This is a genomic window from Methylobacterium sp. C33D, assembly GCF_053345825.1.
Window position 1 is genome coordinate 25,431 of sequence record NZ_JBKFAV010000032.1, and the last position, 26,110, is coordinate 51,540.

Sequence of the window (26,110 nt, forward strand, 5' to 3'; positions counted from 1 at the left end):
GCATGACGGCGTCGCCGCATATGCGAGTCGCCCTGCCTGCCACGTGGCGGCTCACTCGGCGGTCGCCGATTCCGACAGCTGCAACCGGTGGAGGCGCGCGTAGGGGCCGCCGGCCGCGAGCAGGTCGTCGTGCCGCCCGATCTCGATCACGCGGCCGGCGTCCAGCACGGCGATCTGATCGGCCTCGCGCACCGTCGACAGCCGGTGGGCGATCACCAGGGTCGTCCGGCCACGCATGAGCCGGGTCAGCGCCGCCTGGACCAGCCGCTCCGATTCGGAGTCGAGGGCCGAGGTCGCCTCGTCGAGGAGCAGGATCGGCGCGTCCTTGAGGAAGGCGCGGGCCAGCGCCACCCGCTGTCGCTCGCCGCCGGAGAGCCGCCCGCCGCCCGAGCCGACCCGGAACCCGTAGCCCTCCGGCAGGGCCGAGATGAAGCCGTGGGCCGCTGCGGCCTCCGCGGCCGCCTCGATCTCCGTGCGCGTCGAACCCGGCCGCCCGAAGCCGATATTGGCGGCGATCGTGTCGTCGAACAGCACGACCTCCTGCGAGACCACCGCGACCGCGGCGCGCAGCGAGGCCAGCGTCACGGTCCGGACGTCCTGGCCGTCGATGGTCACGGCGCCGCCGGTGACGTCATAGAGGCGCGGAACGAGGTTGAGCAGCGAGGACTTGCCCGAGCCGGAGCGCCCGACCAGCGCCGTCACGGAGCCGGCCGGCACCGCGAGGTCGATGCCCTCCAGCGCCGGCGCGTCCGGCCGGTAGCGGAACCGCACGTCCGCGAACTCGACGGCGCCGCCCGCGATCGCCAGCGGCGGGGCATCCGGCGCCTCGCGGATCGTGGGGGCCTCGTCCATCACGTCGAAGTAGCGCCGCAGCGCGGCGGCGGCTTCCTGCAGGATGGCGTTGAGATTGCCCAGCGCCCGGGCCGGCTGCGCGGCCAGCAGCAGCGCCGCCACGTAGCCGGTGAAGTCGCCGACCGTCTTCTCCCCGGCGAGAACCCGCTGCCCGACCAGCACCAGCACGCCCGCCACCGCGATGCCGCCGCCGATCTCCAGGAGCGGGTCGAGGCGGCCGCGGGCGTTGGCGGCCTTCATCTTGAGGCGGCGCACCTCGTCGAGGGCGGCGGCGGCACGGCCCTTGAGGTAGCTCTCCATGGCGAAGGTCTTGGCGACCCGCGCCCCCTGCAGGCTCTCGGAGATCAGGCTGGCGGTGGCCCCCATCTGCTCCTGGGTCGAGGTCGAGACCCGCCGGAGCTTCCTGCCGATCCGGCCGATCGGCCCGGCAACGAACGGGACCGTGACGCCGGCCACCAGGGTCAGCACCGGATCCATCCAGATCAGCGCCGCCACGAGCCCGATCAGCATCGCGATGTCTCGGAGCAGGACCGTCGAGATGCGGGTCAGCGCCTCCTTGATGAAGGCGAAGTCGGTGGTGAAGCGCTGGGTCAGCGCCGCCGGGCTCTCGCGGCCGAGCTGGGCGAGGTCCGAATCGATCAGGTGCCCGTAGAGCGCGGCCTGCATGTCGGCCTCGACCCGGGTCACCACGCGGTTGGTCAGCACCGTCTGTCCGTACAGGGCGAAGCCGCGCGTGGCCGTGACCACGATCACCACCAGCGGTCCGTACGCGATGGCGGCGGCATCCTTGCGGTCGAAGGCGTCGAAGGCGGCCTTGATCAGCGCCGGGTAGAGCCCGGTCGAGGCGCCCACCAGCGCGATCAGCACCAGCACCACCGCGAGGGTGGCCCGGTGCGGGTACAGCCAGGTGCGCCAGAGCCGGGCGAGGAGGGGAGCCGTGTCGCCGGGAAGGCGCGCCATGAGACCTACCGGGTCGGATCAGTGCCGCCCTTTGGCAGAATGCGCGGCGGCAGCGGTTTGCCGCCGCCGCCGCCGCGGATCAAGGCTTTTGCTCAGCGGTCGTCGCCGCGCGGCCCGCGATCGTCATGATCGTCACCGCGGTCGCGGTGCCAGCCGCCCCGCATGCCGTGGCCGCCCATCGGGCCCATCGGCCGGGCGAGGATCATGGCGCGCCGCTTCTGATCGGCGTCGAGGCTGGCGTAGAGCGGCTGCGACGCGTCCGCGAGCTTGCGCAAAGCGTCGCCCCGCGCGCTCGCCGCGTCCGCCATGGCCCGCAGCGCCGCCGGGGCGTCGTCGCTGAATTTCGGCCGGTCGCGCATCGCCTCGCGCCGCTGCTGGCGCAGCTTGGCCATGTCGCGGATCGCCGTCTCCACCGGCGGCCACAGCTTCTCCTGGTCGGCGTTGAGCTTCAGCCCGGCATGCAGGGCGGCGATGCGGGCATCCGTGAAGGCCGCGCGGTCCTCGGGCGTCAGCGCGCTCCAGCGCCCGTGCCCGCGGAAACCGTCGGCCCCGTGATCGCGCGCAACGGCCGCGCCGGCGAGCCCCAGTCCGAGGGCCCCGCTCACCAGCATGGCCGTCGTCAAACGTCGGGACATGAAATTCTCCGTCTCACGCTCGGGATGTCGCCGCGGCCCGCGACGGCACCCAACGCCGCGCATAGGGCACCCGCCGTGTATCCCGCTTGTGTATGTAACAATGTTACATTAGTGGCAGGCGCGACGGGACTTCGGGCAGGTGAGCGGTGCGGGACGTGGCGACAACTTTCCGGATCACGGCGCTCGCGATCCTGTGCCTGTGGTTCGGGTCTGCGTGGCCTGCCGCGGCCGCCCCGCCGGACGGGCCGGTGCGGGCGGTGGCGACCTTCTCGATCCTCGGCGACCTCGTCCGGCAGGTCGGCGGATCGCACGTGGCGGTGGCGACGCTGGTCGGGCCGGACTCCGATGCCCACGGCCTGAGCCCGTCCCCGGCCGACGCGCGCAAGCTCGCCGAAGCCGACATCGTGTTCGTCAACGGGCTCGGGCTGGAGGGCTGGTTCGACCGGCTGATCCGGGCCTCCGGGACGCGCGCGCCCGTCGTGGTGGCCTCCGCGGGCGTGAAGCCTCTGCCCGCCCAGGATGAGCACGCCCACGGCGACGGCGGCGACCACGGCAACGGCCACGGGGACGGAGACCACGCCGTGGACCCGCATGCCTGGCAGGACGTCGCCAACGTGCGGATCTACGTGGCGAACATTCGCGACGGCCTCGCCAAGGTCGATCCGGCCCATGCCGACGCCTATCGGGCGGCAGCGACCGCCTATCTCGCCGAGCTGGACGCGCTGGAGCGGGACGTCCGGGCGGCGATCGCCCGCATCCCGCCGGAGCGGCGGCGGATCATCACGACCCACGACGCCTTCGGCTACTTCGCGGCGGCCTACGGCCTGCGCTTCATCGCGCCGCAGGGCGTGTCGACGGACAGCGAGGCGAGCCCGCGGGACGTGGCGGCGATCATCCGCCAGATCCGGAAGGAGCGCGTGCCGGCGGTGTTCCTCGAGAACATCAGCGACCCGCGCCAGATGCAGCAGATCGCCCGTGAGAGCGGCGCCCGCGTCGGCGGCAAGGTCTATTCCGACGCGCTCTCGGCGCCGGACGGCCCGGCCGCGACCTATCTCGACCTGATGCGGTCGAACCTGACGGCGTTCGACGCCGCGCTGATGCCGGGCTAGCCGCGCCGCGCGGGCGGGTCGCCCCCGTCATTCGCCTTCACAGCGTCGGACATGACATAGCGTAAACCGCCGGTTAAGAGGCCCCCACTAGCCTTACGAAACGGGTGCCAGCCGATCCTCGTGCGCGAGGGCTCAAGGCCTTGGGGCCTTGTCAGAACGCGTAGCTCGGAGATCGCGTGGCTTGGGGGCCTGACCGCTGGCGCTTCTATCGGCTCGTCGCGCGCGAGACCGCGCGCGCGGTCCGCGCCGCCGGCGCCCGCGTCACCGCCCCGCCCGACATCCTCGCCCGGATGCGCGTGGCCGGGCTGGTGATCGCGCCGCAGGACCTGCGCACCTCCGACGCGACCTTCGCGGACGACATCTACGCCGGCCTGTTCGTCTTCGCCGGCCGGTCGCTCGCGGCGAGCGGCGGCTCGCCGTTCGACTACGCGGCGCCGTCGCCGGAATGGGCCGACGAGCTCTACGGCTTCGGCTGGCTGCGCCACCTGCGCGCCGCCGACACCGCGCTTGCGCGCGCCAATGCCCGCGCCTTCGTGGCCGATTTCATCGCCGGCCGCGGCGACGCGGCGCTCGCCCGCCAGACGCCGGTCGCGGCGCGCCGGCTGATCTCGTTCCTGTGCCAGTCGCCCCTCGTGCTGGAGGGTGCCGATCACGGCTTCTACCAGAACTTCCTCAAGGCGATCGGCCGCAACGCGCAGCAGCTCGAGCGCGATCTCCGGCGGGGCGTGCCGCCGCAATGGCGCCTGAACGCCGCGGTGGCGCTCTGCTACGCCGGTCTGTGCTGCGACGGCATCCAGCCGATCCTGCGCCGGGCGACCCGCATCCTGACGCGGGAACTCGACCGGCAGATCCTGACCGACGGCGGCCACCGCTCCCGCGACCCGCGCTACGCCATGGAGCTGCTCCTCGACCTCCTGCCGCTGCGCCAGAGCTACCTCAGCCGCAGCGTCGAGCCGCCGCTGGCGCTCCTGCGCGCCGTCGACCGGATGCTGCCGCTGCTGCGGCTCCTGCGCCACCCGGACGCCTCGCTGAGCCACTTCAACGGCATGGGCGCCACCGACGCGGACCATCTGGCGACCCTGCTGGTCTACGACGGTGCGCTCGCGCGCCCGCTGATGCACGCGCCGAATTCGGGCTACGAGCGCCTGGAGGGCGGCCGGGTCGTGATCGTGGCCGATGTCGGCGCCAGCCCGCCGCTGCCCTACGCGGTCAATGCCGGGGCGGGCTGCCTCGCCTTCGAGATGTCGAGCGGTCCGCAGCGCATCGTGGTCAATTGCGGCCTGCCGGCCAGCGGGGCCGATCTGCGCCTCCTGGCCCGCTCGACGCCGGCCCATTCCACGGCCTCGGTGGCGCACGCCTCGTCCTGCCGGTTCCTCACCCGCACCGGGTGGTGGGGCGAGCGGCTCGTGGCCGACTGGCTGATCCGCCGGCGCGGGCCGGTGGTCCTGAGCGGTCCGTCGGCGGTGGCGGCCGAGCGGGCCGAGGAGGCCGACAGCGTCGTCCTCGCGGCCCGGCACAACGGCTACGGCCCCGAATTCGGCATCGTTCATGAGCGCCGCTGGCAGCTGTTCCACGCGACGGCGCGACTCGAGGGCCGCGACGCCTTCCTGCGACAGGGCAAGGGGCTCAGCCGCGGGCGACGGCTGCGCCCGCAGGACGTGGCGATCCGCTTCCACCTCCATCCCGGCATCGCGGTGCGCAGCATCCCCGAGGGACTGGAGCTCGCCTCGGCGCTCGGGGAAATCTGGATCTTCCGCGCCGAGAACGCCGAGATCGCCATCGAGGAGAGCGTCTACTTCTCGGGCCTGACCGGGCCGCGCCGGACCGACCAGATTGTCCTCCACCTGCGGGTGTCCGACGACGTCGAGGTTCGATGGACCTTCGAGCGCCAGGCCTCCGCGCCCCTGCGCGGCGTGGCGCCCTGACAGGCGCCCGACGGGCCCGGCTGGCCCGGGTCACCGTTTCCATGCTACCGCGCCCGAAAATCTCGAACTTCGGCACGTAGCTATGGCGCACGATCAGGTGCGGGTCTCCCGCGCGCTCCTCTCGGTCTCGGACAAGACCGGCCTCGTCGACTTCGCCCGGGCGCTCCACGCCTGCGGCGTCGCGCTGGTCTCGACCGGGGGCACGCACCGCACCCTGCAGGAGGCCGGCCTGCCGGTCACCGAGGTCGCCGACCTGACGGGCTTCCCGGAGATGATGGACGGCCGGGTCAAGACGCTGCACCCGGCGGTGCACGGCGGCCTGCTCGCCATCCGCGACAACCCCGAACATCAGGCCGCGCTCGCCGCCCACGGGATCGGCGCCATCGATCTCCTCGTGGTCAACCTGTACCCGTTCGAGGCGACCATCGCGGCGGACCGGTCGGACGCCGACTGCATCGAGAACATCGATATCGGCGGCCCGGCGATGATCCGCGCGGCGGCCAAGAACCACGCGGACGTCGCCGTCGTCACCGATGTCTCGGACTATGCCGGCGTGCTCGCCGCCCTGGAGGCCCAGGACGGGGCGCTGGGCGCGGATCTGCGCCGGAGTCTGGCGCAGAAGGCCTTCGCCCGCACCGCGTCATACGACGCCGCCATCGCCAACTGGATGGCCGGCCGCTTCGGCGCCGAGGCGCCGGCTCGCTTCCGGGCCTTCGGGGGCGCCCTCGGCCAGGAGCTCCGCTACGGCGAGAACCCTCACCAGTCGGCCGCCTTCTACCGCGCCCCCGGCAAGGTCCGGGCGGGCGTGGCCACCGCCCGCCAGCTCCAGGGCAAGGAGCTGTCCTACAACAACTTCAACGACACGGACGCCGCCTACGAGTGCGTGGCCGAGTTCGACCCGGCCCGGACCGCCGCCGTGGCGATCATCAAGCACGCCAACCCCTGCGGCGTCGCCGAGGGGACGAGCCTGATCGAGGCCTACGAGCGGGCTCTGAGCTGCGATCCGACCTCGGCCTTCGGCGGCATCGTCGCGCTGAACCGGACCCTCGACGCCGAGGCGGCCCGCCGGATCGTCGAGATCTTCACCGAGGTGATCATCGCCCCCGACGCCACGCCCGAGGCGGCCGCCATCGTGGCCGGCAAGAAGAACCTGCGCCTGCTGCTGGCCGGCGGCGTGCCCGACCCGCGGGCCGGCGGTGAGACCGTGCGGACTCTCGCGGGCGGTCTGCTGGTCCAGAGCCGGGACGCGGCGGTCGTCGACGACATGCCGCTCAAGGTCGTGACGAAGCGCGCGCCGAGCGAGGCCGAACTGGCCGATCTCCGGTTCGCCTACAGGGTGGCCAAGCACGTGAAGTCGAACGCCATCGTGTACGCGAAGGCCGGCGCCACGGTCGGCATCGGCGCGGGCCAGATGTCCCGGGTCGATTCCTCGCGCATCGCCGCCTGGAAGGCCGCCGAGGGAGCGAAGCGTCTCGGGCTGGCCGAGAGCCTCGCTGTCGGTTCAGTGGTGGCGTCGGACGCGTTCTTCCCGTTCGCGGACGGCCTCATGGCGGCCGCCGAAGCGGGCGCCACCGCGGTGATCCAGCCCGGCGGCTCGATGCGCGACGCGGACGTGATCGCGGCGGCCGACGAGGCCGGTCTCGCGATGGTCCTGACCGGGTACCGCCACTTCCGGCACTGAGCCGCGTGGCCGTTCTCCGGGGCGTTCGTGATCTCGACGGCCGGACCGGGCGCCGCGGAGGTCGTGCCGTGGCACCGGCGCGGCGTTAACGATCCGGCGCGATCGGTTCGGTCGCGCCGATTTCCGGCCGGTTGCGCGGGTCGGCCGAGCATTGCCGCGAAAAGGTCCCTGTCCAGCCGAAGCTCGGCAATGGATAGATGGCGTCCAGAAACGCAATTTTTGAAGCATTATTGCGGGTGTAATATTCCCATCTTGGCGAATATGTACGGCATCTGCTGCGCGGGTTGAAATTTTTTCTGCCGCACGCCACAATCACGGAGATGTGCGCCGGAAGCTCGTGTGAAGGACTTCCTGGAACAAGTCCGGCTCGGGTGACGAGATGGTGGTCGCAGCGCTGTTGTTTGTCGTGGGATGGCTGATCGGCCGGTCCTACTCGGTGATCGTCGTCGCGCTGACCTCGTCGGTGATCCTGGTCACGGCCGCGACGATCTTCGTGTCCGTCTACGGGATCGACCTGCTGCGTGTGCTGATCGTGATGGGGTACCTGACCGCGCACCAGGCGGGATATCTCGTCGGTGCCTATTCCACCGGCTATCCCGAGAATGACCGGGGGCGGTGAGGCGGATCACCACAACCAGACCAGATGTCCGGCGCACCTGTTGATCAGGATCCAGAGCCCCGCAGCAACGACGGACCAGACGATCACCAGGAGAAGGGGGGGCTTCGTGCCGGGCTGACGGCGCAGATGTGTCAGGACGGTGTTCACGTTCGATATCCCAGGAACCCGGAGCGGAGGGTGACCTGATACGGACTCGTACCGCACAGGGTTCCACCGGGCGTATTGTCGGCAGGTTAAATTGTAGACAGGTTCAGGTGACCGGCACGGCCATCGGTAAGTCCGGGGATGGCCGATATTTTACTTGCAGTTGCAATAATTAGCCTCTTACAACGCGTGAAATCAAAACCAAGACAATTGGCGCGACGGCTCCATCCGAGGAGGGCCGTTTTCGCCGGGTCTCGATACTTGTCACCTCCGTACAGGATCAGACGAAACGCAATCCGTGACGTACCGCACGGATCGCTAATTCGCGCCGTCGTTGCAGGCTCGACACAAGCGGGGCGGCCGCGAGGCGCCGCCCCGAACGAGAACGCCCAGGCAGCGGGTGCTGCCTGGGCGCCGTTGACGCGGGCCGGACCGGGATCCGGTCGGCTCGCGCCGATCAGGTGTCGGCGAAGATGTCGCGATCCTTGGTCTCCGGCACGAACAGCACGCCGATGATCACCGTCGCCACCGCGATGACGATCGGGTACCAGAGGCCGAAATAGATGTCGCCGGTCTGTGCCACCATGGCGAAGGCCGTCGCCGGCAAGAGTCCGCCGAACCAGCCGTTGCCGATGTGGTAGGGCAGCGACATCGAGGTGTAGCGGATCCGGGTCGGGAACAGCTCCACCAGCATGGCGGCGATCGGGCCGTAGACCATCGTGACGAACAGCACGAGGATGAACAGCAGGCCGATCACCTGCGCGACCTGCGGCCGGAAGATGTCGAACGGGTTCGCCATCTTGACGATCTCGGGGTCGCCGGCCTTCGGGTAGCCCGCGGCCTGGAGCGCGGTGGCCGTGGCCTTGTTGGCCTCGGCGTTGCCGCCCTGCGGGTACGGGATCTCCGTGTCGTTGATCCGGATCGTGGTGGGCTGGCCGGCCGCGCCGGGCACGGTCGTGTAGCGGACCGACGACTTCGACAGGAAGTCGCGGGCGAGGTCGCAGGGCTGGGTGAACACCCGGGTCCCGACCGGGTTGAACAGGGTCCCGCAGGCGGCCGGATCGGCCGTCACCGTCACCTTCACGTTCTCGATCGCCGCCTCGAGCTTCGGGTTGGCCGTCGAGGTGATCCCCTTGAAGATCGGGAAGAACGTCGCCGCAGCGATCGCGCAGCCCGCCAGGATGATGACCTTGCGGCCGATCTTGTCGGACAGCCAGCCGAAGACGACGAAGAAGCCGGTCCCGAGGAGCAGCGACCAGGCGATCAGCAGGTTGGCCGTGTACCCGTCGACCTTCAGGATCGATTGCAGGAAGAACAGCGCGTAGAACTGACCCGTGTACCAGACGACGCCCTGGCCGGCGACGAGCCCGAACAGGGCGATGAGCGCGAACTTCGCGTTCCGCCACTCGCCGAACGCCTCCGTGAGCGGCGCCTTCGAGGTCTTGCCCTCCTCCTTCATCTTCTGGAACGCCGGGGATTCGGAGAGCTGGAGGCGGATCCAGACCGAGATGCCGAGCAGCAGCACCGACACCAGGAACGGGATGCGCCAGCCCCACTCGGCGAAGGCGGCCTCCCCCGTGAAGGTCCGGGTGGCCAGGATCACCAGCAGCGACAGGAACAGGCCGAGCGTCGCGGTCGTCTGGATCCAGCTCGTGTAGAAGCCGCGCCGGCCGTTCGGCGCGTGCTCGGCCACGTAGGTCGCCGCGCCGCCGTACTCGCCGCCGAGCGCCAACCCTTGCGCGAGGCGCAACACGATCAGGATGATCGGGGCCGCGATGCCGATGGTCGCCGCGTTGGGCAGGATGCCGACGATGAAGGTCGACAGACCCATGATCAGGATCGTGACGAGGAAGGTGTACTTGCGCCCGACGAGGTCGCCGACGCGGCCGAACACGAGGGCGCCGAACGGCCGCACGATGAAGCCGGCCGCGAAGGCCAGCAGCGCGAAGATGTCGCGCGTGGCCGGCGGGTAGGCCGAGAAGAACTGCGCGCCGATGATCGCCGCGAGCGAGCCGTAGAGATAGAAATCGTACCACTCGAACACGGTGCCGAGCGAGGATGCGAAGATCACCCGCTTCTCGGCCGACGTCATCGGCCGCGCGGCGTCTCCCGCTCGCGGGATCGCGGTTGCCACAGGCATAAGACAGGTCCTCCCAGACGCACATGGGCGGCCCGAGACCCGGATCGCCCGCTCACCGGCCCGCTTCCCGGGCGGTTCTGCGCATGGCGCAGATCACCTATGCGTTATCGCACGGGCTGGGGCGGTCAACCGGTAAAGCGATTGTGAACTCCCTCATCAACATGGGCGCGTGCGGTGTTGTCACCGGAACGACGAGGGGCGCGGCTCGCGCCGCGCCCCCCGCCTGTCCGATCGGTCCGAGTGCCGTCAGTGCGCGTGCGCGCCGGCCGCCCCGATGCCCGTCTCGGAGCGCACGTACTGCGCCTCGAAGGCCGCGCGCTCGCGCTGGGCCCGGCGGCTCTTGTCCATGAGGGACACGACCCAGATCGTCGCGAAGGCCAGCGGCATCGAGAACAGAGCCGGGTTGTCGTAGGGGAAGAGCGCGGCGGGATGGCCGAACGTCGTCACCCAGACGGCCTTCGACAGCACCACCATGGTGACCGCCGAGAGCAGGCCCACGAGGCCGCCGGCGAGCGCGCCCCAGGTCGTTGTGCCGCGCCACAGGATCGACATGGCCAGCACCGGGAAGTTGCAGCTCGCCGCCACCGCGAAAGCGAGGCCGACCATGAAGGCGACGTTCTGGTTCTCGAACACGTAGCCGAGGTAGATCGCCACGATGCCGATCACCACGGCCGAGATCTTCGACAGGTTGACCTCGTGCTTCTCGGTGGTGCGCCCGCGGGCGATCACCTGGGCGTAGAGGTCGTGGCTGATCGCCGAGGCGCCGGCGAGCGTCAGGCCGGCGACGACCGCGAGGATCGTCGCGAAGGCCACGGCGGAGATGAAGCCCAGGAAGTACGGGCCGCCCACCGCGTTCGCGAGGTTCACCGCCACCATGTTGGTGCCGCCGATCATGTCCTTCAGCTTGTCGAACGCGCCGGCCGGCCCGAGCTTGAAGTAGACCGGATCCGACATCAGCAGGGCTATGCCGCCGAAGCCGATGATGAAGGTCAGGATGTAGAAGTAGCCGATCAGGCCGGTGGCGTAGAACACCGACTTGCGCGCGGCCTGGGCGTCCGAGACCGTGAAGAACCGCATCAGGATGTGTGGCAGTCCGGCGGTGCCGAACATCAGGCCGACGCCGAGCGAGATCGCCTCGACCGGGTTCGACACGAGGCCTCCCGGGGCCATGATGGCGTCGCCCTTCGGGTGAACCTGCACGGCGTTGGCGAACAGCAACTCCGGGTTGAAGCCGTACTTGTACAGCACCGCGCCGGCCATGAAGGTCGCGCCGCCGAGCAGCAGGCAGGCCTTGATCACCTGTACCCAGGTGGTCGCCTTCATGCCGCCGAAGGCCACGTAGACGATCATCAGCACGCCGACGATGATCACCGCGTAGAGGTAGGGCAGGCCGAACAGGAGCTGGATCAGCTTCCCCGCGCCGACCATCTGGGCGATCAGGTAGAAGGCCACCACCACCAGGGTACCCACCGCCGAGATGATGCGGATCGCGGTCTGGTCGAGGCGGAAGCTCGCCACGTCGGCGAAGGTGAACTTGCCGAGATTGCGCAGGCGCTCGGCGATCAGGAACAGCACGATCGGCCAGCCGACCAGGAAGCCCGTCGAGTAGATCAGCCCGTCGAAGCCCGAGGTGTAGACGAGGCCCGAGATCCCGAGGAACGAGGCCGCCGACATGTAGTCGCCGGCGATCGCCAGCGAGTTCGTGCCCGCCGAGATGCCGCCGCCCGCCGCGTAGAAGTCGGCGGCCGACTTGGTGCCCTTCGCGGCCCGGTAGGTGATGCCGAGCGTCAGCAGCACGAAGAACAGGAACATCAGGATGGCCGGCCAGTTCGTGGCCGATTGCGACACGGCACCGAGATCCGGGCCGGCCGCGTGGGCGGCGCTCGCGACGATCGTGGCCAGCGTCAGGCCGAGGAGGAGGCGGTTCATCGGGCGACACTCCGCTTCAGGGCGTCGCTCAGCGCGTCGAAGCGCGTGTTGGCCCGGGCGACGTAGACGCCCGTGAGCGCGAAGGCGAACAGGATCACGAACACGCCCGCGAACAGGCCGAGGGAGGCGGTGCCGCCGACCTTCACGGCGAGGAGCGACTTGTCGAAGGCGATCAGGCCGATGAAGCCGAAATAGACGACCAGCATCAGGATCGTCAGGATCCAGGCGAAGCGTGTGCGCTCACCGACGAGCTGCTGGAACTCGGGGGTCCGGGCGATCCGCTCGACCTGCGGGTCGACGCCGGTCCCGAGTGTGCGTGTTCCCGGGGGCGCCGTGCGCCCTCGGGTGTCGAGTGTCGTGCCGCTCATGGCTGTTCCTCCCGCGAGGGCATGCTCTCGGCCCCCCGGTTCGTCGCGTTGAAATTCGTGGTTCTTGTTGGGGGCGGGCGCCGTCCCGGCACCCGCCCCGGTCCGGACCCGCGCCGCCGCGGCGGCGCGGATGCGATCAGGCCCGGTTCTGCCGGTTCTCGATCAGGTCGTCGACGACGGCCGGCTCGGCCAGAGTCGAGGTGTCGCCGAGTGAGCTGAAATCGTCCTCGGCGATCTTGCGCAGGATCCGGCGCATGATCTTGCCCGAGCGGGTCTTGGGCAGGCCGGGTGCGAACTGGATCAGGTCCGGCGAGGCGATCGGCCCGATATCCTTGCGCACCCAGGTCACGAGCTCCTTGCGCAGCGCGTCGTCGCCCTCCTCGCCGTCGTTGAGGGTCACGTAGGCGTAGATGCCCTGGCCCTTCACGTTGTGCGGGTAGCCGACCACCGCCGCCTCGGCGACCTTCGGGTGCGCGACGAGCGACGACTCGACCTCGGCGGTGCCCATGCGGTGGCCCGAGACGTTGATGACGTCGTCCACCCGGCCGGTGATCCAGTAGTAGCCGTCGGCGTCCCGCCGGGCGCCGTCGCCGGTGAAGTACTTGCCCGGGTAGGTCGAGAAATAGGTCTGCTCGAAGCGCTCATGGTCGCCGTAGACCGTTCGCATCTGGCCCGGCCAGGAATCGGCGATGCAGAGATTGCCTTCGCAAGGCCCCTCCAGCACCTTGCCCTCGGCGTCGACCATCTCGGGCTTCACGCCGAAGAACGGGCGGGTGGCCGAGCCCGGCTTGAGGGCGGTGGCGCCCGGCAGCGGCGTGATCAGGATGCCGCCGGTCTCGGTCTGCCACCACGTGTCGACGATCGAGCAGCGCTTGTCGCCGACGACGTTGTAGTACCATTCCCAGGCTTCCGGGTTGATCGGCTCGCCGACGGAGCCCAGCACCCGCAGCGATTGCCGCGAGGTCTTCTTCACCGGGCCCTCGCCGCCGCCCATCAGCGAGCGGATCGCGGTCGGCGCCGTGTAGAAGATGTTGACCCTGTGCTTGTCGACCACTTCCCAGAACCGGGAGGTCGATGGGTAGGTCGGGATGCCCTCGAACATCAGCGTCGTGGCACCGTTCGCGAGCGGCCCGTACACGATGTAGCTGTGGCCGGTGACCCAGCCGACATCGGCCGTGCACCAGTACACGTCGCCCTCGCGGTAATCGAAGACGTATTCGTGCGTCATCGACGCGTAGACGAGGTAGCCGCCGGTGGTGTGCACCACGCCCTTCGGCTGACCGGTCGAGCCCGACGTGTACAGGATGAAGAGCGGGTGCTCGGCCTCCACCGCGACGGCGGGGCACTCGTCGGTCACCTGCTCGGCGGCCTCGTCGTAGTAGACGTCGCGGCCCGCCTCCATGGCGACGCTGCCGCCGGTGCGGCGCACGACGATCACGTGGTCGACGAGGTCGGTGTTGAGGCGCTTGATCGCCTCGTCGACATTGGCCTTCAGCGGCACCTTGCGGCCGCCGCGCAGGCCCTCGTCGGCGGTGATCACCACCTTCGAGCCGCAGCCCTGGATGCGCGAGGCGAGGGAGTCCGGCGAGAACCCGCCGAACACGATGGCGTGGATCGCACCCAGCCGCGCGCAGGCGAGCATCGCGTAGGCGGCTTCCGGGATCATCGGCATGTAGAGCGTGACGCGGTCGCCCTTGCCGACGCCGCGGTTGCGCAGGACGTTGGCCATCCGGCAGACCTGCGCGTGCAGCTCGCGGTAGCTGATGTGCTTGGACTCGTCCGGGTTGTCGCCTTCCCAGACGATCGCGGTCTGATCGCCCCGGGTCTCGAGATGACGATCGATGCAGTTGTGGGCGACGTTGGTCGTGCCGTCCTCGAACCACTTGATCGAGACTTTCCCGGGCTCGAAGCTGGTGTTCTTCACCGTCGAGAACGGTTTCATCCAGTCGATGCGCTTGCCGTGCTCGGCCCAGAACGCGTCGGGATCGGCGACCGAGGCCGCGTACATCTCCCGGTACTTGGCATCATCGACGTGCGCGCCCTCGCGCCACGCGGATTGAACCTCGACCACCTTGCCTTCCATGGCGTCCCATCCCTGTTTTGGTGCCCGATCGTATCGCGGTCTCCGCCGCGCAGCCAGGACTTCCAAAGTAACGTAGCCGACAATCTACGATGACGATATCATCGCGGTTTCGCGCTCAGCTGCGCAGCTCAATTCCCGTGAATAGATTGGGCACAATGTAAGAGCTGCTTGAGGCTTCGATGCTGCGCTGTCAAGCGCGCCCGCGCGGGGCGGCTGTCACCGGCAGCCCTCTGTTTCCGCCTCGATCGCCGCGCGGTCGCGATCGATCCTAGCCGTTCGCCGCGCGGCGCGCGGGCATGATGATCTCCACGAGCGTGCCGTCTTCCGGCCGGGCGGAGAGCTGCAGCCGCCCGCCATTGGCCTCCACCAGCGCCCGCGGCAGCGCCAGCCCGTCCTCGACATCGCCCCGAGGATCGTTCGGCCGCGGAGCGTGGCCGGTCCCGATGTCGCGCACCCGAACGGCGATCCCCGCCCGCTCGTCGGAAGCGGTGGACACGATGATCTGGCTGCCGGCCGTCGACCGCCGGATGGCGTTCTCGATCACCAGGCTGGCCGCGCGGCTGACCGAGCGCTCGTCGGCCTCTAGGTCGCCGATATCGGTGGAGAAGCTCGTCCGCATGACGATGCGGCCCCGCGCGGCCTCGCCCTGGAGGCGGGCGACGCAGCTCGCGACGACGTCGTTGAGGTCGAGGGCGCGCGGTTCCAGGTGCAGCGACCCGGCCTCGACCGCGGCGAGGTCCAGGAGCTTCCCGACGCGCTCCAGCATCGCCTCCCCCGAGGCCTTGATCTCGGCGAGACAGCCCCTGTAGCGCGCGTCCCCGAGGGGGCCGAACGGTTCCTTCAGCATCGCTCCGGTGAGGTCGATGATGCCGGTCACGGGCTCGCGGACGGCGCCGCCGAGCCGGTGGAGGGCATCGATGCGGCCCGGCACGGGATCCGGGCTGCCGTCCGCCTTGGGCGCGAAGGTCTCGCGCTCGGCCCGCGCGATCTGGGCGACGCGCCGGCCCGGCACCGCCGCCACGGTGAGCGACACGGGCGCGCCGTCGAGGTGCACGATGCGCCGCTCGGGGCCGGTACCCCTCAGGGCATCGGCGACCGTCAGGACGCTCTCCCGGTCGAACAGGGCGACGAAACTGCTGCCGACGATCTCGCGCGGATCGCAGCCGAACAGGCCGGCTGCGGCGCGGTTCAGCGCGACGACGCGCCCGGCCCCGTCGACCGTGACGACGCCGGTCTCGATCGCGTCCAGGGTCGCCTCGGCGCTGACCGTCCGCTCGGTCTGGGCCGCGCGGGCGAGGCGCTCGGCCGTGAGCGCGTCGGCGACGTCGGCGTCCGCGACGGGGCGCACGACCAAGCACGTGGCGGTCGCGCCCGACCAGGGGAGGGCACCCGCCAGCAATTCCACGGGCCGGGCACCGCCGTCGGCCGTCGTGACGGTCGTCCGGCGCGCGGTCGGTTCGGGCGTATCCCCGAGGGACAGGCCGGGCAGCAATCCCGAGAGACCGATGCGCGCGAGGGTGGGCAGGTCGGGATGGCCGGTGAGGTCCAGGAAGGCGCCGTTCGCCGCGACGATCGCGCCGCCGCGATGGACCAGCACCGGCAGCGGCAATCCGCCGAGAAGATCCGATTCCGCCGGCGCCGCCGCGGCCGGTTCGGCGACCGCGATGCCGGCCTCCGGTCCGACCTCCTCCGAGGCCGCGCCGGTCTCCACCGGCCCGGCCTGCGGAGCCGGGAACGGCATCACCGCCCCGCTCTCGGTCTTGGGGAGCTCGGTCTCGACCTCGTCGCCGGCGTAGCGGGCGCCCAGTGCGCGGGCGATCTCGCGGAACGCCGCGTGCTCGTCATTCGTCAGCGGCGCCGCGACCGGTCCCACCTCGGCGGCGGCGGGGATCGCGAGCTCGCCGGTCGCGGCCCCGACGGCGGCCGGATCGGCATCCGCGCAAGCTGCCGGCCCGGGCCGCGGCGTCGCGGTCGGCTCCGGCAAGCCGACCGGCTCCGGCAAGTCGACCGGCTCCGGGACTGCGGCCGGGACGCTGCGGATCAGGCCGAAGCCGCCGAAGCCCGAGAAGGCCGCGTCGCTCCGTCCCAGCGGGGCGCCCGACAGGTCGACCCGGAACGCCCCTGTGCCGGCATCGAGCACCGCCGGTTCGCCGCGGAAGGTGCGCCGGTCGCGCAGGGCCGCCAGCACGGCGTCGGCGCCGGAAAGGCGCCCGGTCGCGGCGAGATCCTGCCAGCGCTGCCCGACCAACCCCGCGAGGGCCTCCGGGCCGGTGAGGGTCGTGAGCACGCCCATGGCGTCGAGGCGCCACAGGAAGCGGTCGTCGCGACGGGCCGGCGCCGGCGATTGCGGCGGACCGGCCGGCGCCGGCTCCGCCTCGGGAGGTGCGGCGCGCGAGTCGATCGGATTCGCCGCCGGGCGGATTGGCCGAGCCCGGCCCGACACCACCGGTGCGGTCGCGACGACGAGGATCGCGGGACGGCCGTCGGCCGCAGCGCCGCGCGCCAGCCAGCACAGGACCGGCGGCGCGATCCGGCGGGCGTCGAGGCGCAGGCGCGCGAGGCGCGGCGTGGCGTCGCCCGCCACCGCCGCCACGATCTGTCGGGTCAGGCCGGCGAGGGCGGGGCCGTCCAGCGCCGCGACGAGACGAGCCGCCGCGCCGGATGCCGACAGGATCCGCGCGTCCGACGGATCGACCACGAGGTGCACGGCGTCGCGCGCGGACATGGCGGCCGCCAGGGCGGGCAGCCGCTCCCAGGCCGCGAAGGCAGTCGCCAATCCGGGCGGGGCTGCGGCGGCCGTCGGTGTCACTGTCGTCTCCAAAGCCCGCGACCTCGAACCCAAACGCGATCCTGACGCTCCGCGGTCCCGCTCTGCCCGAGAAACGGCCGCGACCGAAGCCCTATTGTAAACTCCATCGCGCCGCGACGCTGGACTCTCGGCGCGACCGTCACACGTTTACGGTATGTCAACCTTAACGCCGTGAGCGCGGGTGGCATATGGCGGCGAATCAGTTATTGTGCACCGCACAAAGCGCCATCCACAGGCCAATGAAGAGAGGAGACGACGTATGAGCACCCCCCCGAACTACGAAGTTCCGGCCGAGATGCGCGACTTCGCCGAGAAGAGCGTCGAGCAGGCCCGAAAGGCATTCGATAGCTTCATCGGCGCGGCTCGCCGCACCGCCGACACCGTGCAGGGTTCGGCCGAGCTGGCGCGCTCGAACGCGCTGGACGCCTCCTCGCGCGGCTTCGAGTATGCCGAGCAGAACGTGAACGCGGCCTTCGACCTCGCCCAGAAGCTCGTCCGCTCCAAGGACATGCAGGAGGCGATGCAGCATCAGGCCGAGTTCGTCCGCAGTCAGTTCGCCGCCATCCAGGCGCAGGCCAAGGAGTTCAGCGGCCTCGCGCAGAGCGCGATGCAGCAGGGCGCCGAGCGCGCCAAGTCGGCGATGCAGCAGGGCGCCGACGAGGCCCGCAAGGCCATGGAGCAGGGTCAGGACGCCGCGAAGCAGACCGCCCAGAACGCCCAGGACGCTGCCGAGCGCGCGACGCACTGAGCCTCACGCCGTCGAACGGGGCCGCGGCCCGCTCCCGATCCCGGGGGCGGGCCGTCTCGTTTTCGCCGGTATTCCCGCCGAGAGCCGCCGGGCGGACGCGTTGGGTCCGCGCCGAGTGAAGGGTTCAGGGATGCGCCTCACTGTTTCCGGCCGATCCGGCCTGCGTGGACCTCTCCGCCTGGCGGTCGCCGCTCTGGCGCTCGCCGCCGCCGTTCCGAGCAGCGCGGCCTGGGCCCAGTACTACGATGATCCGGGCTACGACGGCGGTTACCGGCCGGTCCCGCGCCGGGCGCAGCGCGCTCCGGTCGGCTACAATTGCGACGCCGTCCAGCAGGGGATCACGGGCCCGAAGCCGTTCTCCTGCCCGCTGCCGGGGCCGCGCCCCCTCGGCGTACGCTGTTTCTGCGACATGCCGATCGCCTCGTTCAGCCCGCCGCAGACGGCCGTCGGCCGCGTCGTCCCCTGAGGACCGTCCCTGACGGCGACGGGCCGCGCCTCCCGGGTGGGATGACGCGGCCCGCGCGGCACGCAGGGTTCGGACGCGGGTGATCCCGCGCCGCGCCCTCAGTTCAGCACGACGACCTTCGCGCCGACCTTCACCCGCTCGTACAGGTCGGTGACGTCGTCGTTGGTCATCCGGATGCAGCCCGACGACACCGCTTGGCCGATCGTGTCCGGCTCGTTGGAGCCGTGGATGCGGTACTCGGTGCTGCCGATATACATGGCCCGGGCGCCGAGCGGGTTCTCGATGCCGCCCGCCATGTAGCGCGGCAGGTCGGGGCGGCGGGCGATCATGGCCTTGGGGGGCGTCCACGACGGCCACTCGCGCTTCGCGGTGATCTTGTTGGTGCCGCTCCAGCTGAAGCCCGGGCGGCCGACGCCTACGCCGTAGCGGATCGCCTCACCGTTGCCGAGCACGTAGTACAGGCGCCGCTCGGCGGTGGAGACGACGATCGTGCCGGGCGCGTAGGGCCCGTTGAACGCCACGATCTCGCGGGGGATCGGCTGGACCTGCGCCTGCGGTGCGGCCTGCACGCCCTGGCCGTAGCCCGGCGCGTAAGTGCCCTGGTAACCGTACTGTCCCTGATCGGAGTAGTACTCGTCGGCATTGTCCGTGCCGAAGGGATCGTACGACGAGGCTGCGAGGACGGGCGTCGCGGCAAGAACAGACACGCCCAGGAGCGCGGCGAGTGCGGTGACCGTGGTCTTCATGAGTGGCCTACCTGTGCAATAACCTTTGCCATTACAAGCGTGAGCATAGGCAGGCAGTTCCATACACCCGCCGGGAATTTGCTGCCCGGCGGAATACGCAGGCCCGCTCGGCCGTGCGGTGCGCGAGATCACGGGGGCGTGCGCGACTCAGGGGACCTCGTCCGTGTGGACGTCGAACCGCGCGAGGTGGGCGTAGCCGAAATTGGTCGAGATGGCGCAGTCGGTGGCGTCGCGCCCGCGGGCCATGACGATGCGGCCGATGCGGGGCCGGTTGTGCCGGGCGTCGAACGTGTACCAGCGCGGCCCCTCGGGCCCCTCGAGGAAGACCTCGAACCACGCCGAGAAGTCCATCGGGGCCGGATCCTTCGGCACGCCGATATCGCCGAGGTAGCCGGTGGCGTAGCGCGCCGGGATGTTCATGCACCGGCACAGGGTGATCGCCAGGTGCGCGAAGTCCCGGCACACGCCCTCGCGCTGCATGAAGGCGTCGTGCGCGCTCCGGGTCGCGTCGGCGCGCTGATAGTCGAAGCGGATCCGCTCGTGCGTGTAGTCGACGATCGCCTGCACGCGGGCCCAGCCCTCCGGCGTGCCGCCGAACAGGGACCAGGCGGTCTGAGACAGCTTGTCGGTGTCGCAGTAGCGCGAGCCCAGGAGGAAGATCAGGACGTCGTCGGGCAGGTCCTGAACCGGGATCTGCCGGGCCTCCGGCACGACCGGATCGGACTCACCCGTATCGTGGACCGTGAAGTCGGCCGCGATCGTCAGCTGCCCCGGCGGCGCGATGATCCGGTGGCAGATGTTGTCGAACCCGTCCCGGTACGTTCGCGCCTCCAGCGGCGGATCGAACACGATCGCGTGCGGGGTCAGCACGTCGTCGATCCGCGAAGGGTGGACGCTCAGCATCAGGATCATCGGCGTCGGCTGCGACAGCGTGAAGGCGATATCGAAACCGGTCCTGATCTTCATCGCGGCCACCTTGCTCTGTCGCCTTCCGCGCGGGGTCGCCACGCTCGTTCCGGGTCCGGGTGCTCGAGGAAGCTCAACGCGCCAGGGACGTCTCCGGCCCCTGCACGGTTCGGGCCGCCGGCCCCTCCGCGGGCAGCTCCACCACGTCCACGTCGACGCGCATGCCGAGATCGTCGCTCGCGAGGCCGAAGAAGGAGCCGTGCAGCGGCACCGCCTGGGCGGGGTCGCGGGTCACCGCCACGCGGATCAGGTCGCGGTTGCCCACGATGCCGTTGGTCGGGTCGAACTCGACCCAGCCGGCGCCCGGCAGGTAGACCTGCAGCCACGCGTGGGTGGAGCCGCCGCCGACGTGGCGCGCCCGGTCGTTGCGCGGGTTGTACAGGTATCCGGAGACGAAGCGGGCGGCCATGCCGAGCGCCCGGACACCCTCCATCATCAGCACCGCGAAGTCCCGGCACGAGCCGAGCTTCGTGCGCAGGGTCGTCAGCGGGTCCTGCACGCCCTTCTCGGAGCGGGCGAGGTAAGTGAAGTTCGCCCGGACGCTGCGCGTCATGGCGGCCAGCAGCTCCTGCGTCGGGATGCGGCCCTGGGGTGGCAGGAAGCTGCGCGCCCAGGCATCGACCTCGTGCCGCGGGTCCGGCCATTGCCGCTCGATGGAGCGGGCGAGATCGGGCATGTCCTCGGCGCCGTAGCCGAACGGGTAGTGGGTCGCGTGGGGCGCCAGCGGGAAGACCGGCGCGTGCTCCGGGGTGTGATCGAGGGTGATGCCGCAGTCGAAGGTCAGGGTCTCGGCGCGGGTGTCGAAGGTCGCGACCGCCACGCAGTTGCCGAACACGTCGAAGAGCCAGCGCAGCGTGGCCGGCTCGGGCGCGATGTCGAGGGTCGCCGCGATCAGCCGCTGATCGTAGCTGTCGCGCGGCCGGAACATGATCCGGTGCTCGCCGAAGGCGACCGGACGCCGGTAGCGGTAGACCGTGCGGTGGCGGACGGAGAGGATCGGCAAGGTCGCAGGCTCCGGGCTCGCGCCGACGCGATCACCGGCGATGCAAGGGCCGGGCCCGGCTGCGCGGAGTCCTTCAGACCACCGGCGGGGCCGGGTCGGCGGCGGCGCGCTCGGCCTCGACGAGCACGTCGAGGGCACGCCACGGCTTGGCGATGAACACGGCCTCGGCCGGGAGTTCAGGACGGGGGATGCCCTGGCCGGAGGTGATGACCAGCCGCGCCCGGGGCCACAGGGTCGCGACCGCGCGGGCCAGCTGCAGACCGTCCATCTCGCCGGCCAGCCGGACGTCGGCGAAGACGAGGGCGACGTCGCCGCCGCGCGCCTGCAGGACCGACAGGGCGGCCTCGGCGCTGTCGCAGCCGACCACGTCGAGCTCGGTCTCCTCCAGCAGGGTCTCGGCCAGGGCGCGGATCTCGGGATCGTCCTCGACGACCAGCGCGAGGCGCGGCGGATCGGCCACGACCGGCACGACGCCCGGCCCGCCGCGGGCATCCTCCGGACCCTCGGTCTGCCGGACGCGTCGGACCAGGGCCGCGAGATGCTCGGGCACGCCTTCGGTGACGAGATTATCGTAGAACGACGCCAGTGTCTGACCGATCTGGTCGAGGGGAATACCCGGTGACAGCGTATCGGTGAGCGGCAGGGGTGCGCTCGTCTGGTGCTTTTTCAAGGACTCCCCCCGAAGTCGACTTCCGCGCCGCCCGAGGATGCGGTGCATGAAGGAGGAAAGTCGGCAATCCGCCGCTGGTTGCGCCGGGCGGTCGGAATCCCGCCCGGCGTCACAGAGCCGTTACTGCGTGGCGAGGCCGGCGTCGGCGTCGGCATACGCCATGATTCCAGAGACTTGGCGGACGTTCTGATAGCGCGTCCCGCGGGTGCTCATCATCGCCTCGAACTTCTCGTGAACCTGCGCGACCGACAGGCTCAGCGGCTTGCGGTGGCGGCCGCGGCCGACGAAGCGCCCGGCGGCGAAGAAGATCGAGCGGTTGGCCCGGGCCGGGCCCGGGAGCAGCGCGGCGGCGGCGGCGGCCGGCTTGTTCACGACGTTGGCGAGGAATTCCTCGGCATCGTCCGGCCCGAGGAAGTGGGCGAGGTAGACCTCGCCGAGCGTCAGCTCGCGGCCGATGCGCAGGGCGATGCGGGCCGCGTCGCGCTTCAGCATCTCCCCGGCCATCAGGGCCGAGAGGTACGGGTCGCGGCGCAGTTCCAGCACCCGGGCGCGCTCCGCCGGATCGGTGATCACCGGCCGGTCGTTGGCGTCGGCCGTGATCAGCGCGGCCTCCTTCTCCAGCCCGTACTTGGCGCCGAAGTCGCGCACGACGCCGAGCCAGGTCCGCTCGATGAACTGGTAGAGGCCTGTCGCCGAGGAGGTTTTGGCCTGGACCGCCGTGACGAAGCTGGATTCCTTGTCGGCCACCGCCATCAGCAGGACCGGATCGGTCTGGACCGCCTGGGCCGCCCGGACGATCGTCTGCACGAGGTGGCGCCGGATCTTCATCGGGCCGAACTCGAGGATGTCGTTGGGGTCGCCGACGGCACTCTCGGAGAGCAGGAAGTCGTAGGACACGCGGTCGACCGTGTTCGAGCCGAGCTCGGTGTCGAGGTCGTGCACCGGGGCGAAGCTGGCGGCGGCGCGCAGCGGCGTCTGCTCCAGCGGGGTGCTGAGGGCGACGGTGTGGATCCGCGGTCGCGGCATCGGGATCTCGGTGGCGGCCTCCGCCACCGACACGGCGGGCGACAGGCCGACCTTGGCGAGGTCCACGCCCGACCCGATCAGCGCGGCGCTGAGGCCGCCGGCGATCATCGAGACGGTGAGCAGCGAGCGGAACAGCGCGGGGCGGCTGCCATGGGCACGGCCCAGCATGGGCTGCGCGGCGATCACGTCGGCTCGGCCCGAGCCGAAATGGCCCTGCTTGCCGGTGATGGTCCTCGGCGATCCGACCGTGCGGCCCTGCATCGTTATCCCGACTCTCCACACGCCGCTGTGGCGCTACGGACTCACCATCGCTTGACAGATGTGGCGACAACACGGCCGCGCTTGTGGCCGAGTTGCGGCGTCCCGTGGAGATTTCGGGGCAGGCCGCCCGTGACTCGCGCGGCATCCCTCCTTAAGAGGGCGCCATGCGGGCGCCGGGCGGATGACGCGCGGCCGCCCTTTCCCGTCCGTACTGCCAGAGTCAGCCCCGATGAGCGGCGTCAACGAGATCCGGTCGACCTTCCTCGACTACTTCGCCAAGGCAGGCCACGAGGTCGTGCCGTCCTCGAGCCTCGTGCCGAAGAACGACCCGACGCTGATGTTCACGAACGCCGGCATGGTGCAGTTCAAGAACGTCTTCACCGGCATGGAGAAGCGCGCCTACGACCGGGCGACGACGGCGCAGAAATGCGTGCGCGCCGGCGGCAAGCACAACGACCTCGACAATGTCGGGTACACGGCGCGCCACCACACGTTCTTCGAGATGCTCGGCAACTTCTCGTTCGGCGACTACTTCAAGGACCGGGCGATCGAGCTGGCCTGGACGCTGATCACCAAGGAATTCGGCCTCAAGCCCGACAAGCTCCTCGTCACCGTCTACGCCGACGACGACGAGGCCGCCGGCCTGTGGAAGAAGATCGCCGGCTTCTCCGACGACAAGATCATCCGGATCGGGACCTCCGACAATTTCTGGCAGATGGGCGACACCGGCCCCTGCGGCCCGTGCTCGGAGATCTTCATCGACCAGGGCCCGGCGCTCCAGGGCGGCCCGCCCGGCTCCCCGGACGAGGACGGCGACCGGTTCCTCGAGTTCTGGAACCTCGTGTTCATGCAGTACGAGCAGCTGGAGCCGGGTGTCCGGAACCCGCTGCCGCGGCCGTCGATCGACACCGGCATGGGCCTGGAGCGCATGGCGGCGATCCTCCAGGGCGTGCACTCGAACTACGACACCGACCTGTTCCGCGCCCTGATCGACGCCGTGGCCCACGCGGTCTCGCGGGCGCCGGAGCCGGCCACGATGGCGTCCTACCGGGTGATCGCCGACCACCTGCGGGCGGCCTCCTTCCTGGTGGCCGACGGCGTGCTGCCGGGCAACGAGGGCCGCGGCTACGTGCTGCGCCGGATCATGCGCCGCGCCATGCGCCACGCCGAGATTCTCGGCGCCCGCGAGCCCACGATGTTCCGCCTCGTGCCGACGCTGGTCCGCGAGATGGGCCAGGCTTACCCGGAGCTCATGCGGGCCGAGAGCCTGATCGCCGAGACCCTGAAGCTGGAGGAGACCCGCTTCCGGCGCACGCTGGAGCGGGGTTTGTCGATCCTCGACGCCGAGAGCCGCGACCTCCGGGAGGGCGACAAGCTCTCCGGCGAGACCGCATTCACCCTCTACGACACCTACGGCTTCCCCCTCGACCTGACGCAGGACGCCCTCAAGGCCCGCGGCATCGGTGTGGACACCGACGCCTTCGCGGCCGCGATGCAGCGCCAGAAGCAGGCGGCCCGCGAGGCCTGGAAGGGCTCGGGCGAGGCGGCGACCGAGACGGTGTGGTTCGGCCTGCGCGAGCGCGTCGGCGCCACCGAGTTCCTGGGCTACGAGACCGAGACCGCCGAGGGCATCGTGACCGCGCTCCTGCGCGACGGCGCCGAGGTGAAGACCCTGGAGGCGGGCCAGACCGGCCTCGTCCTCGTCAACCAGACGCCGTTCTACGGCGAGTCGGGCGGCCAGGTCGGCGATACCGGCCTGATCCTGGCGCCGGGCGTGCGGGCGCGGGTGACTGACACCCAGAAGAAGCTCGGCGACGTGTTCGTCCACCACGTCACCGTGGAGGAGGGGACGGTGAGCCTCGACCAGCCGGTCGAGCTGAAGGTCGACACAGCCCGCCGCAGGGCGATCCGGGCCAACCACTCGGCCACCCACCTGCTCCACGAGGCCCTGCGGCAGGTGCTGGGCGACCACGTCGCCCAGAAGGGCTCGCTGGTCAGCCCCGACCGGCTGCGCTTCGACATCAGCCACCCGAAGCCGATCGAGGCCGACGAGCTCGGCCGCGTCGAGGACATCGCCAACGCGGTGCTGCTCCAGAACAGCCCCGTCGTCACGAAGCTGATGGCGGTGGACGACGCGATCGCGTCGGGCGCCCGGGCGCTGTTCGGCGAGAAGTACGGCGACGAGGTGCGGGTGGTCTCGATGGGGCTGCCGGTCGACGGCGACGCCGCGCAACCGCGCGCCAGGAACTTCTCCGTGGAACTCTGCGGCGGCACCCACGCCGCGCGCACCGGCGATATCGGGGCGATCACCATCGTGGCCGAGAGCGCGGTGGGCGCGGGCGTGCGCCGGATCGAGGCGCTGACCGCCGACGCGGCGCGCCGTCACCGGGCCGAGGAGGCCCGGACGCTGGCGGCGCTCGCCGGTATCCTCAAGGCGCCGGTCGCGGAGGCGCCCGACCGCCTGACCGCGCTGATGGAGGACCGGCGGCGCCTGGAGCGCGAGCTGGCCGAGACCCGTCGCAAGCTCGCCATGGGCGGCGAGGGCGGCCCGGGCTCGGGCGCGCAGCAGACCGAGATCGGCGGGGTGGCCTTCCGCCGCTCCGTCATCGAGGGGCTCGACATGCGCGACCTCAAGCCGATCGTCGACGAGGAGAAGAAGCGCCTGGGCTCCGGCATCGTGGCGGTGGTCGGCATCGGACCGGACGGCAAGGCCGGCCTGGTGGTCGGCGTCACCGACGACCTGACCGCGCGCTACGACGCGGTCGGGCTGGTCCGGGCCGGGGCCGGTGCTCTCGGCGGGAAGGGCGGCGGCGGCCGCCGCGACATGGCGCAGGCCGGCGGCCCGAACGGGGCCGGGGCCGAGGCCGCCCTCGACGCCGTCGCGCAGGCCCTCACCGAGGCCGCCTGAGACACACAGGCACATGAAGAGGCCGCATCGTCGCCGATGCGGCCCGGGGGGCGACCGATCCG

General features: G+C 70.9%; 19 protein-coding genes. 7 read left to right on the plus strand and 12 right to left on the minus strand.

Annotation, left to right across the window (positions count from 1 at the left end; genetic code table 11):
* Nucleotides 1-51 precede the first annotated feature (51 nt).
* The gene (locus tag ACLBXO_RS23015; RefSeq protein WP_447686806.1) at nucleotides 52-1,812 is read right to left on the minus strand and encodes an ABC transporter ATP-binding protein; all 1,761 of its coding nucleotides are present in this window, start codon (nucleotides 1,810-1,812) and stop codon (nucleotides 52-54) included.
* A gap of 92 nt (nucleotides 1,813-1,904) precedes the next feature.
* The gene (locus ACLBXO_RS23020; RefSeq protein ID WP_447686807.1) at nucleotides 1,905-2,447 is read right to left on the minus strand and encodes a Spy/CpxP family protein refolding chaperone; all 543 of its coding nucleotides are present in this window, start codon (nucleotides 2,445-2,447) and stop codon (nucleotides 1,905-1,907) included.
* Between the two features lie 155 nt (nucleotides 2,448-2,602).
* Here ACLBXO_RS23020 and ACLBXO_RS23025 point away from each other — a divergent pair, with 155 nt between their 5' ends.
* From ACLBXO_RS23025 to ACLBXO_RS23040, 4 genes are all read left to right on the plus strand, one after another.
* Nucleotides 2,603-3,556 carry a metal ABC transporter solute-binding protein, Zn/Mn family gene (locus tag ACLBXO_RS23025; protein ID WP_447686808.1) on the plus strand — a complete coding sequence of 318 codons (954 nt, stop codon included), beginning with the start codon at nucleotides 2,603-2,605 and terminating at the stop codon, nucleotides 3,554-3,556.
* Between the two features lie 176 nt (nucleotides 3,557-3,732).
* Complete coding sequence (locus ACLBXO_RS23030) at nucleotides 3,733-5,481, plus strand: heparinase II/III family protein (protein WP_331313060.1); 1,749 nt, start codon at nucleotides 3,733-3,735, stop codon at nucleotides 5,479-5,481.
* A gap of 82 nt (nucleotides 5,482-5,563) precedes the next feature.
* Nucleotides 5,564-7,162, plus strand: coding sequence for a bifunctional phosphoribosylaminoimidazolecarboxamide formyltransferase/IMP cyclohydrolase (gene purH / locus ACLBXO_RS23035; protein ID WP_447686809.1), 1,599 nt, complete (start codon nucleotides 5,564-5,566; stop codon nucleotides 7,160-7,162).
* Between the two features lie 379 nt (nucleotides 7,163-7,541).
* A complete protein-coding gene (locus ACLBXO_RS23040; protein WP_447686810.1) occupies nucleotides 7,542-7,781 on the plus strand; it encodes a hypothetical protein in 240 nt (79 codons plus the stop codon).
* Nucleotides 7,782-8,382: 601 nt separating this feature from the next.
* Here the strand turns inward: ACLBXO_RS23040 and ACLBXO_RS23045 are convergent.
* The 5 genes from ACLBXO_RS23045 to ACLBXO_RS23065 all read right to left on the minus strand — a co-directional run bounded on the left by ACLBXO_RS23045 (nucleotide 8,383) and on the right by ACLBXO_RS23065 (nucleotide 17,254).
* The gene (locus ACLBXO_RS23045; protein ID WP_447686811.1) at nucleotides 8,383-10,017 is read right to left on the minus strand and encodes an MFS transporter; all 1,635 of its coding nucleotides are present in this window, start codon (nucleotides 10,015-10,017) and stop codon (nucleotides 8,383-8,385) included.
* Between the two features lie 294 nt (nucleotides 10,018-10,311).
* Entirely contained in the window at nucleotides 10,312-11,994 is a 1,683-nt protein-coding gene (locus tag ACLBXO_RS23050; protein ID WP_447686812.1) for a cation acetate symporter, read from the minus strand.
* Nucleotides 11,991-12,362, minus strand: coding sequence for a DUF485 domain-containing protein (locus ACLBXO_RS23055; RefSeq protein WP_447686813.1), 372 nt, complete (start codon nucleotides 12,360-12,362; stop codon nucleotides 11,991-11,993). The genes ACLBXO_RS23050 and ACLBXO_RS23055 overlap by 4 nt, the downstream gene beginning before the upstream one ends.
* Before the next feature lie 136 nt (nucleotides 12,363-12,498).
* Nucleotides 12,499-14,445 carry an acetate--CoA ligase gene (gene acs / locus ACLBXO_RS23060; protein ID WP_447686814.1) on the minus strand — a complete coding sequence of 649 codons (1,947 nt, stop codon included), beginning with the start codon at nucleotides 14,443-14,445 and terminating at the stop codon, nucleotides 12,499-12,501.
* Nucleotides 14,446-14,713: 268 nt separating this feature from the next.
* A complete protein-coding gene (locus tag ACLBXO_RS23065; RefSeq protein ID WP_447686815.1) occupies nucleotides 14,714-17,254 on the minus strand; it encodes a PAS domain-containing protein in 2,541 nt (846 codons plus the stop codon).
* A gap of 259 nt (nucleotides 17,255-17,513) precedes the next feature.
* On the opposite strand from ACLBXO_RS23065, the gene ACLBXO_RS23070 reads away from it, so the two are divergent.
* Both ACLBXO_RS23070 and ACLBXO_RS23075 read left to right on the plus strand, forming a co-directional pair.
* Nucleotides 17,514-18,002: a phasin gene (locus tag ACLBXO_RS23070; protein ID WP_331313069.1), complete on the plus strand. Its 489-nt coding sequence runs from the start codon at nucleotides 17,514-17,516 to the stop codon at nucleotides 18,000-18,002.
* A gap of 130 nt (nucleotides 18,003-18,132) precedes the next feature.
* Nucleotides 18,133-18,468, plus strand: a complete 336-nt coding sequence (locus tag ACLBXO_RS23075) for a hypothetical protein (RefSeq protein ID WP_447686816.1) — start codon at nucleotides 18,133-18,135, stop codon at nucleotides 18,466-18,468.
* Nucleotides 18,469-18,566: 98 nt separating this feature from the next.
* On the opposite strand, the gene ACLBXO_RS23080 is transcribed toward ACLBXO_RS23075, so the two are convergent.
* From ACLBXO_RS23080 to ACLBXO_RS23100, 5 genes are all read right to left on the minus strand, one after another.
* Nucleotides 18,567-19,214, minus strand: coding sequence for a L,D-transpeptidase (locus ACLBXO_RS23080; RefSeq protein ID WP_331313071.1), 648 nt, complete (start codon nucleotides 19,212-19,214; stop codon nucleotides 18,567-18,569).
* A 147-nt stretch (nucleotides 19,215-19,361) separates the two neighbouring features.
* Nucleotides 19,362-20,180, minus strand: coding sequence for a transglutaminase-like domain-containing protein (locus ACLBXO_RS23085; protein WP_447686817.1), 819 nt, complete (start codon nucleotides 20,178-20,180; stop codon nucleotides 19,362-19,364).
* 73 nt (nucleotides 20,181-20,253) lie between these two features.
* Complete coding sequence (locus ACLBXO_RS23090) at nucleotides 20,254-21,183, minus strand: transglutaminase family protein (RefSeq protein ID WP_331313073.1); 930 nt, start codon at nucleotides 21,181-21,183, stop codon at nucleotides 20,254-20,256.
* Between the two features lie 73 nt (nucleotides 21,184-21,256).
* Nucleotides 21,257-21,853 carry a response regulator gene (locus tag ACLBXO_RS23095; RefSeq protein ID WP_331313074.1) on the minus strand — a complete coding sequence of 199 codons (597 nt, stop codon included), beginning with the start codon at nucleotides 21,851-21,853 and terminating at the stop codon, nucleotides 21,257-21,259.
* A gap of 120 nt (nucleotides 21,854-21,973) precedes the next feature.
* The gene (locus ACLBXO_RS23100) at nucleotides 21,974-23,140 is read right to left on the minus strand and encodes a transglycosylase SLT domain-containing protein (protein ID WP_331313075.1); all 1,167 of its coding nucleotides are present in this window, start codon (nucleotides 23,138-23,140) and stop codon (nucleotides 21,974-21,976) included.
* A 229-nt stretch (nucleotides 23,141-23,369) separates the two neighbouring features.
* Between ACLBXO_RS23100 and alaS the strand changes: the two genes are divergently transcribed.
* Nucleotides 23,370-26,048, plus strand: a complete 2,679-nt coding sequence (gene alaS / locus ACLBXO_RS23105; protein WP_447686818.1) for an alanine--tRNA ligase — start codon at nucleotides 23,370-23,372, stop codon at nucleotides 26,046-26,048.
* The last annotated feature ends 62 nt before the right edge of the window (nucleotides 26,049-26,110 follow it).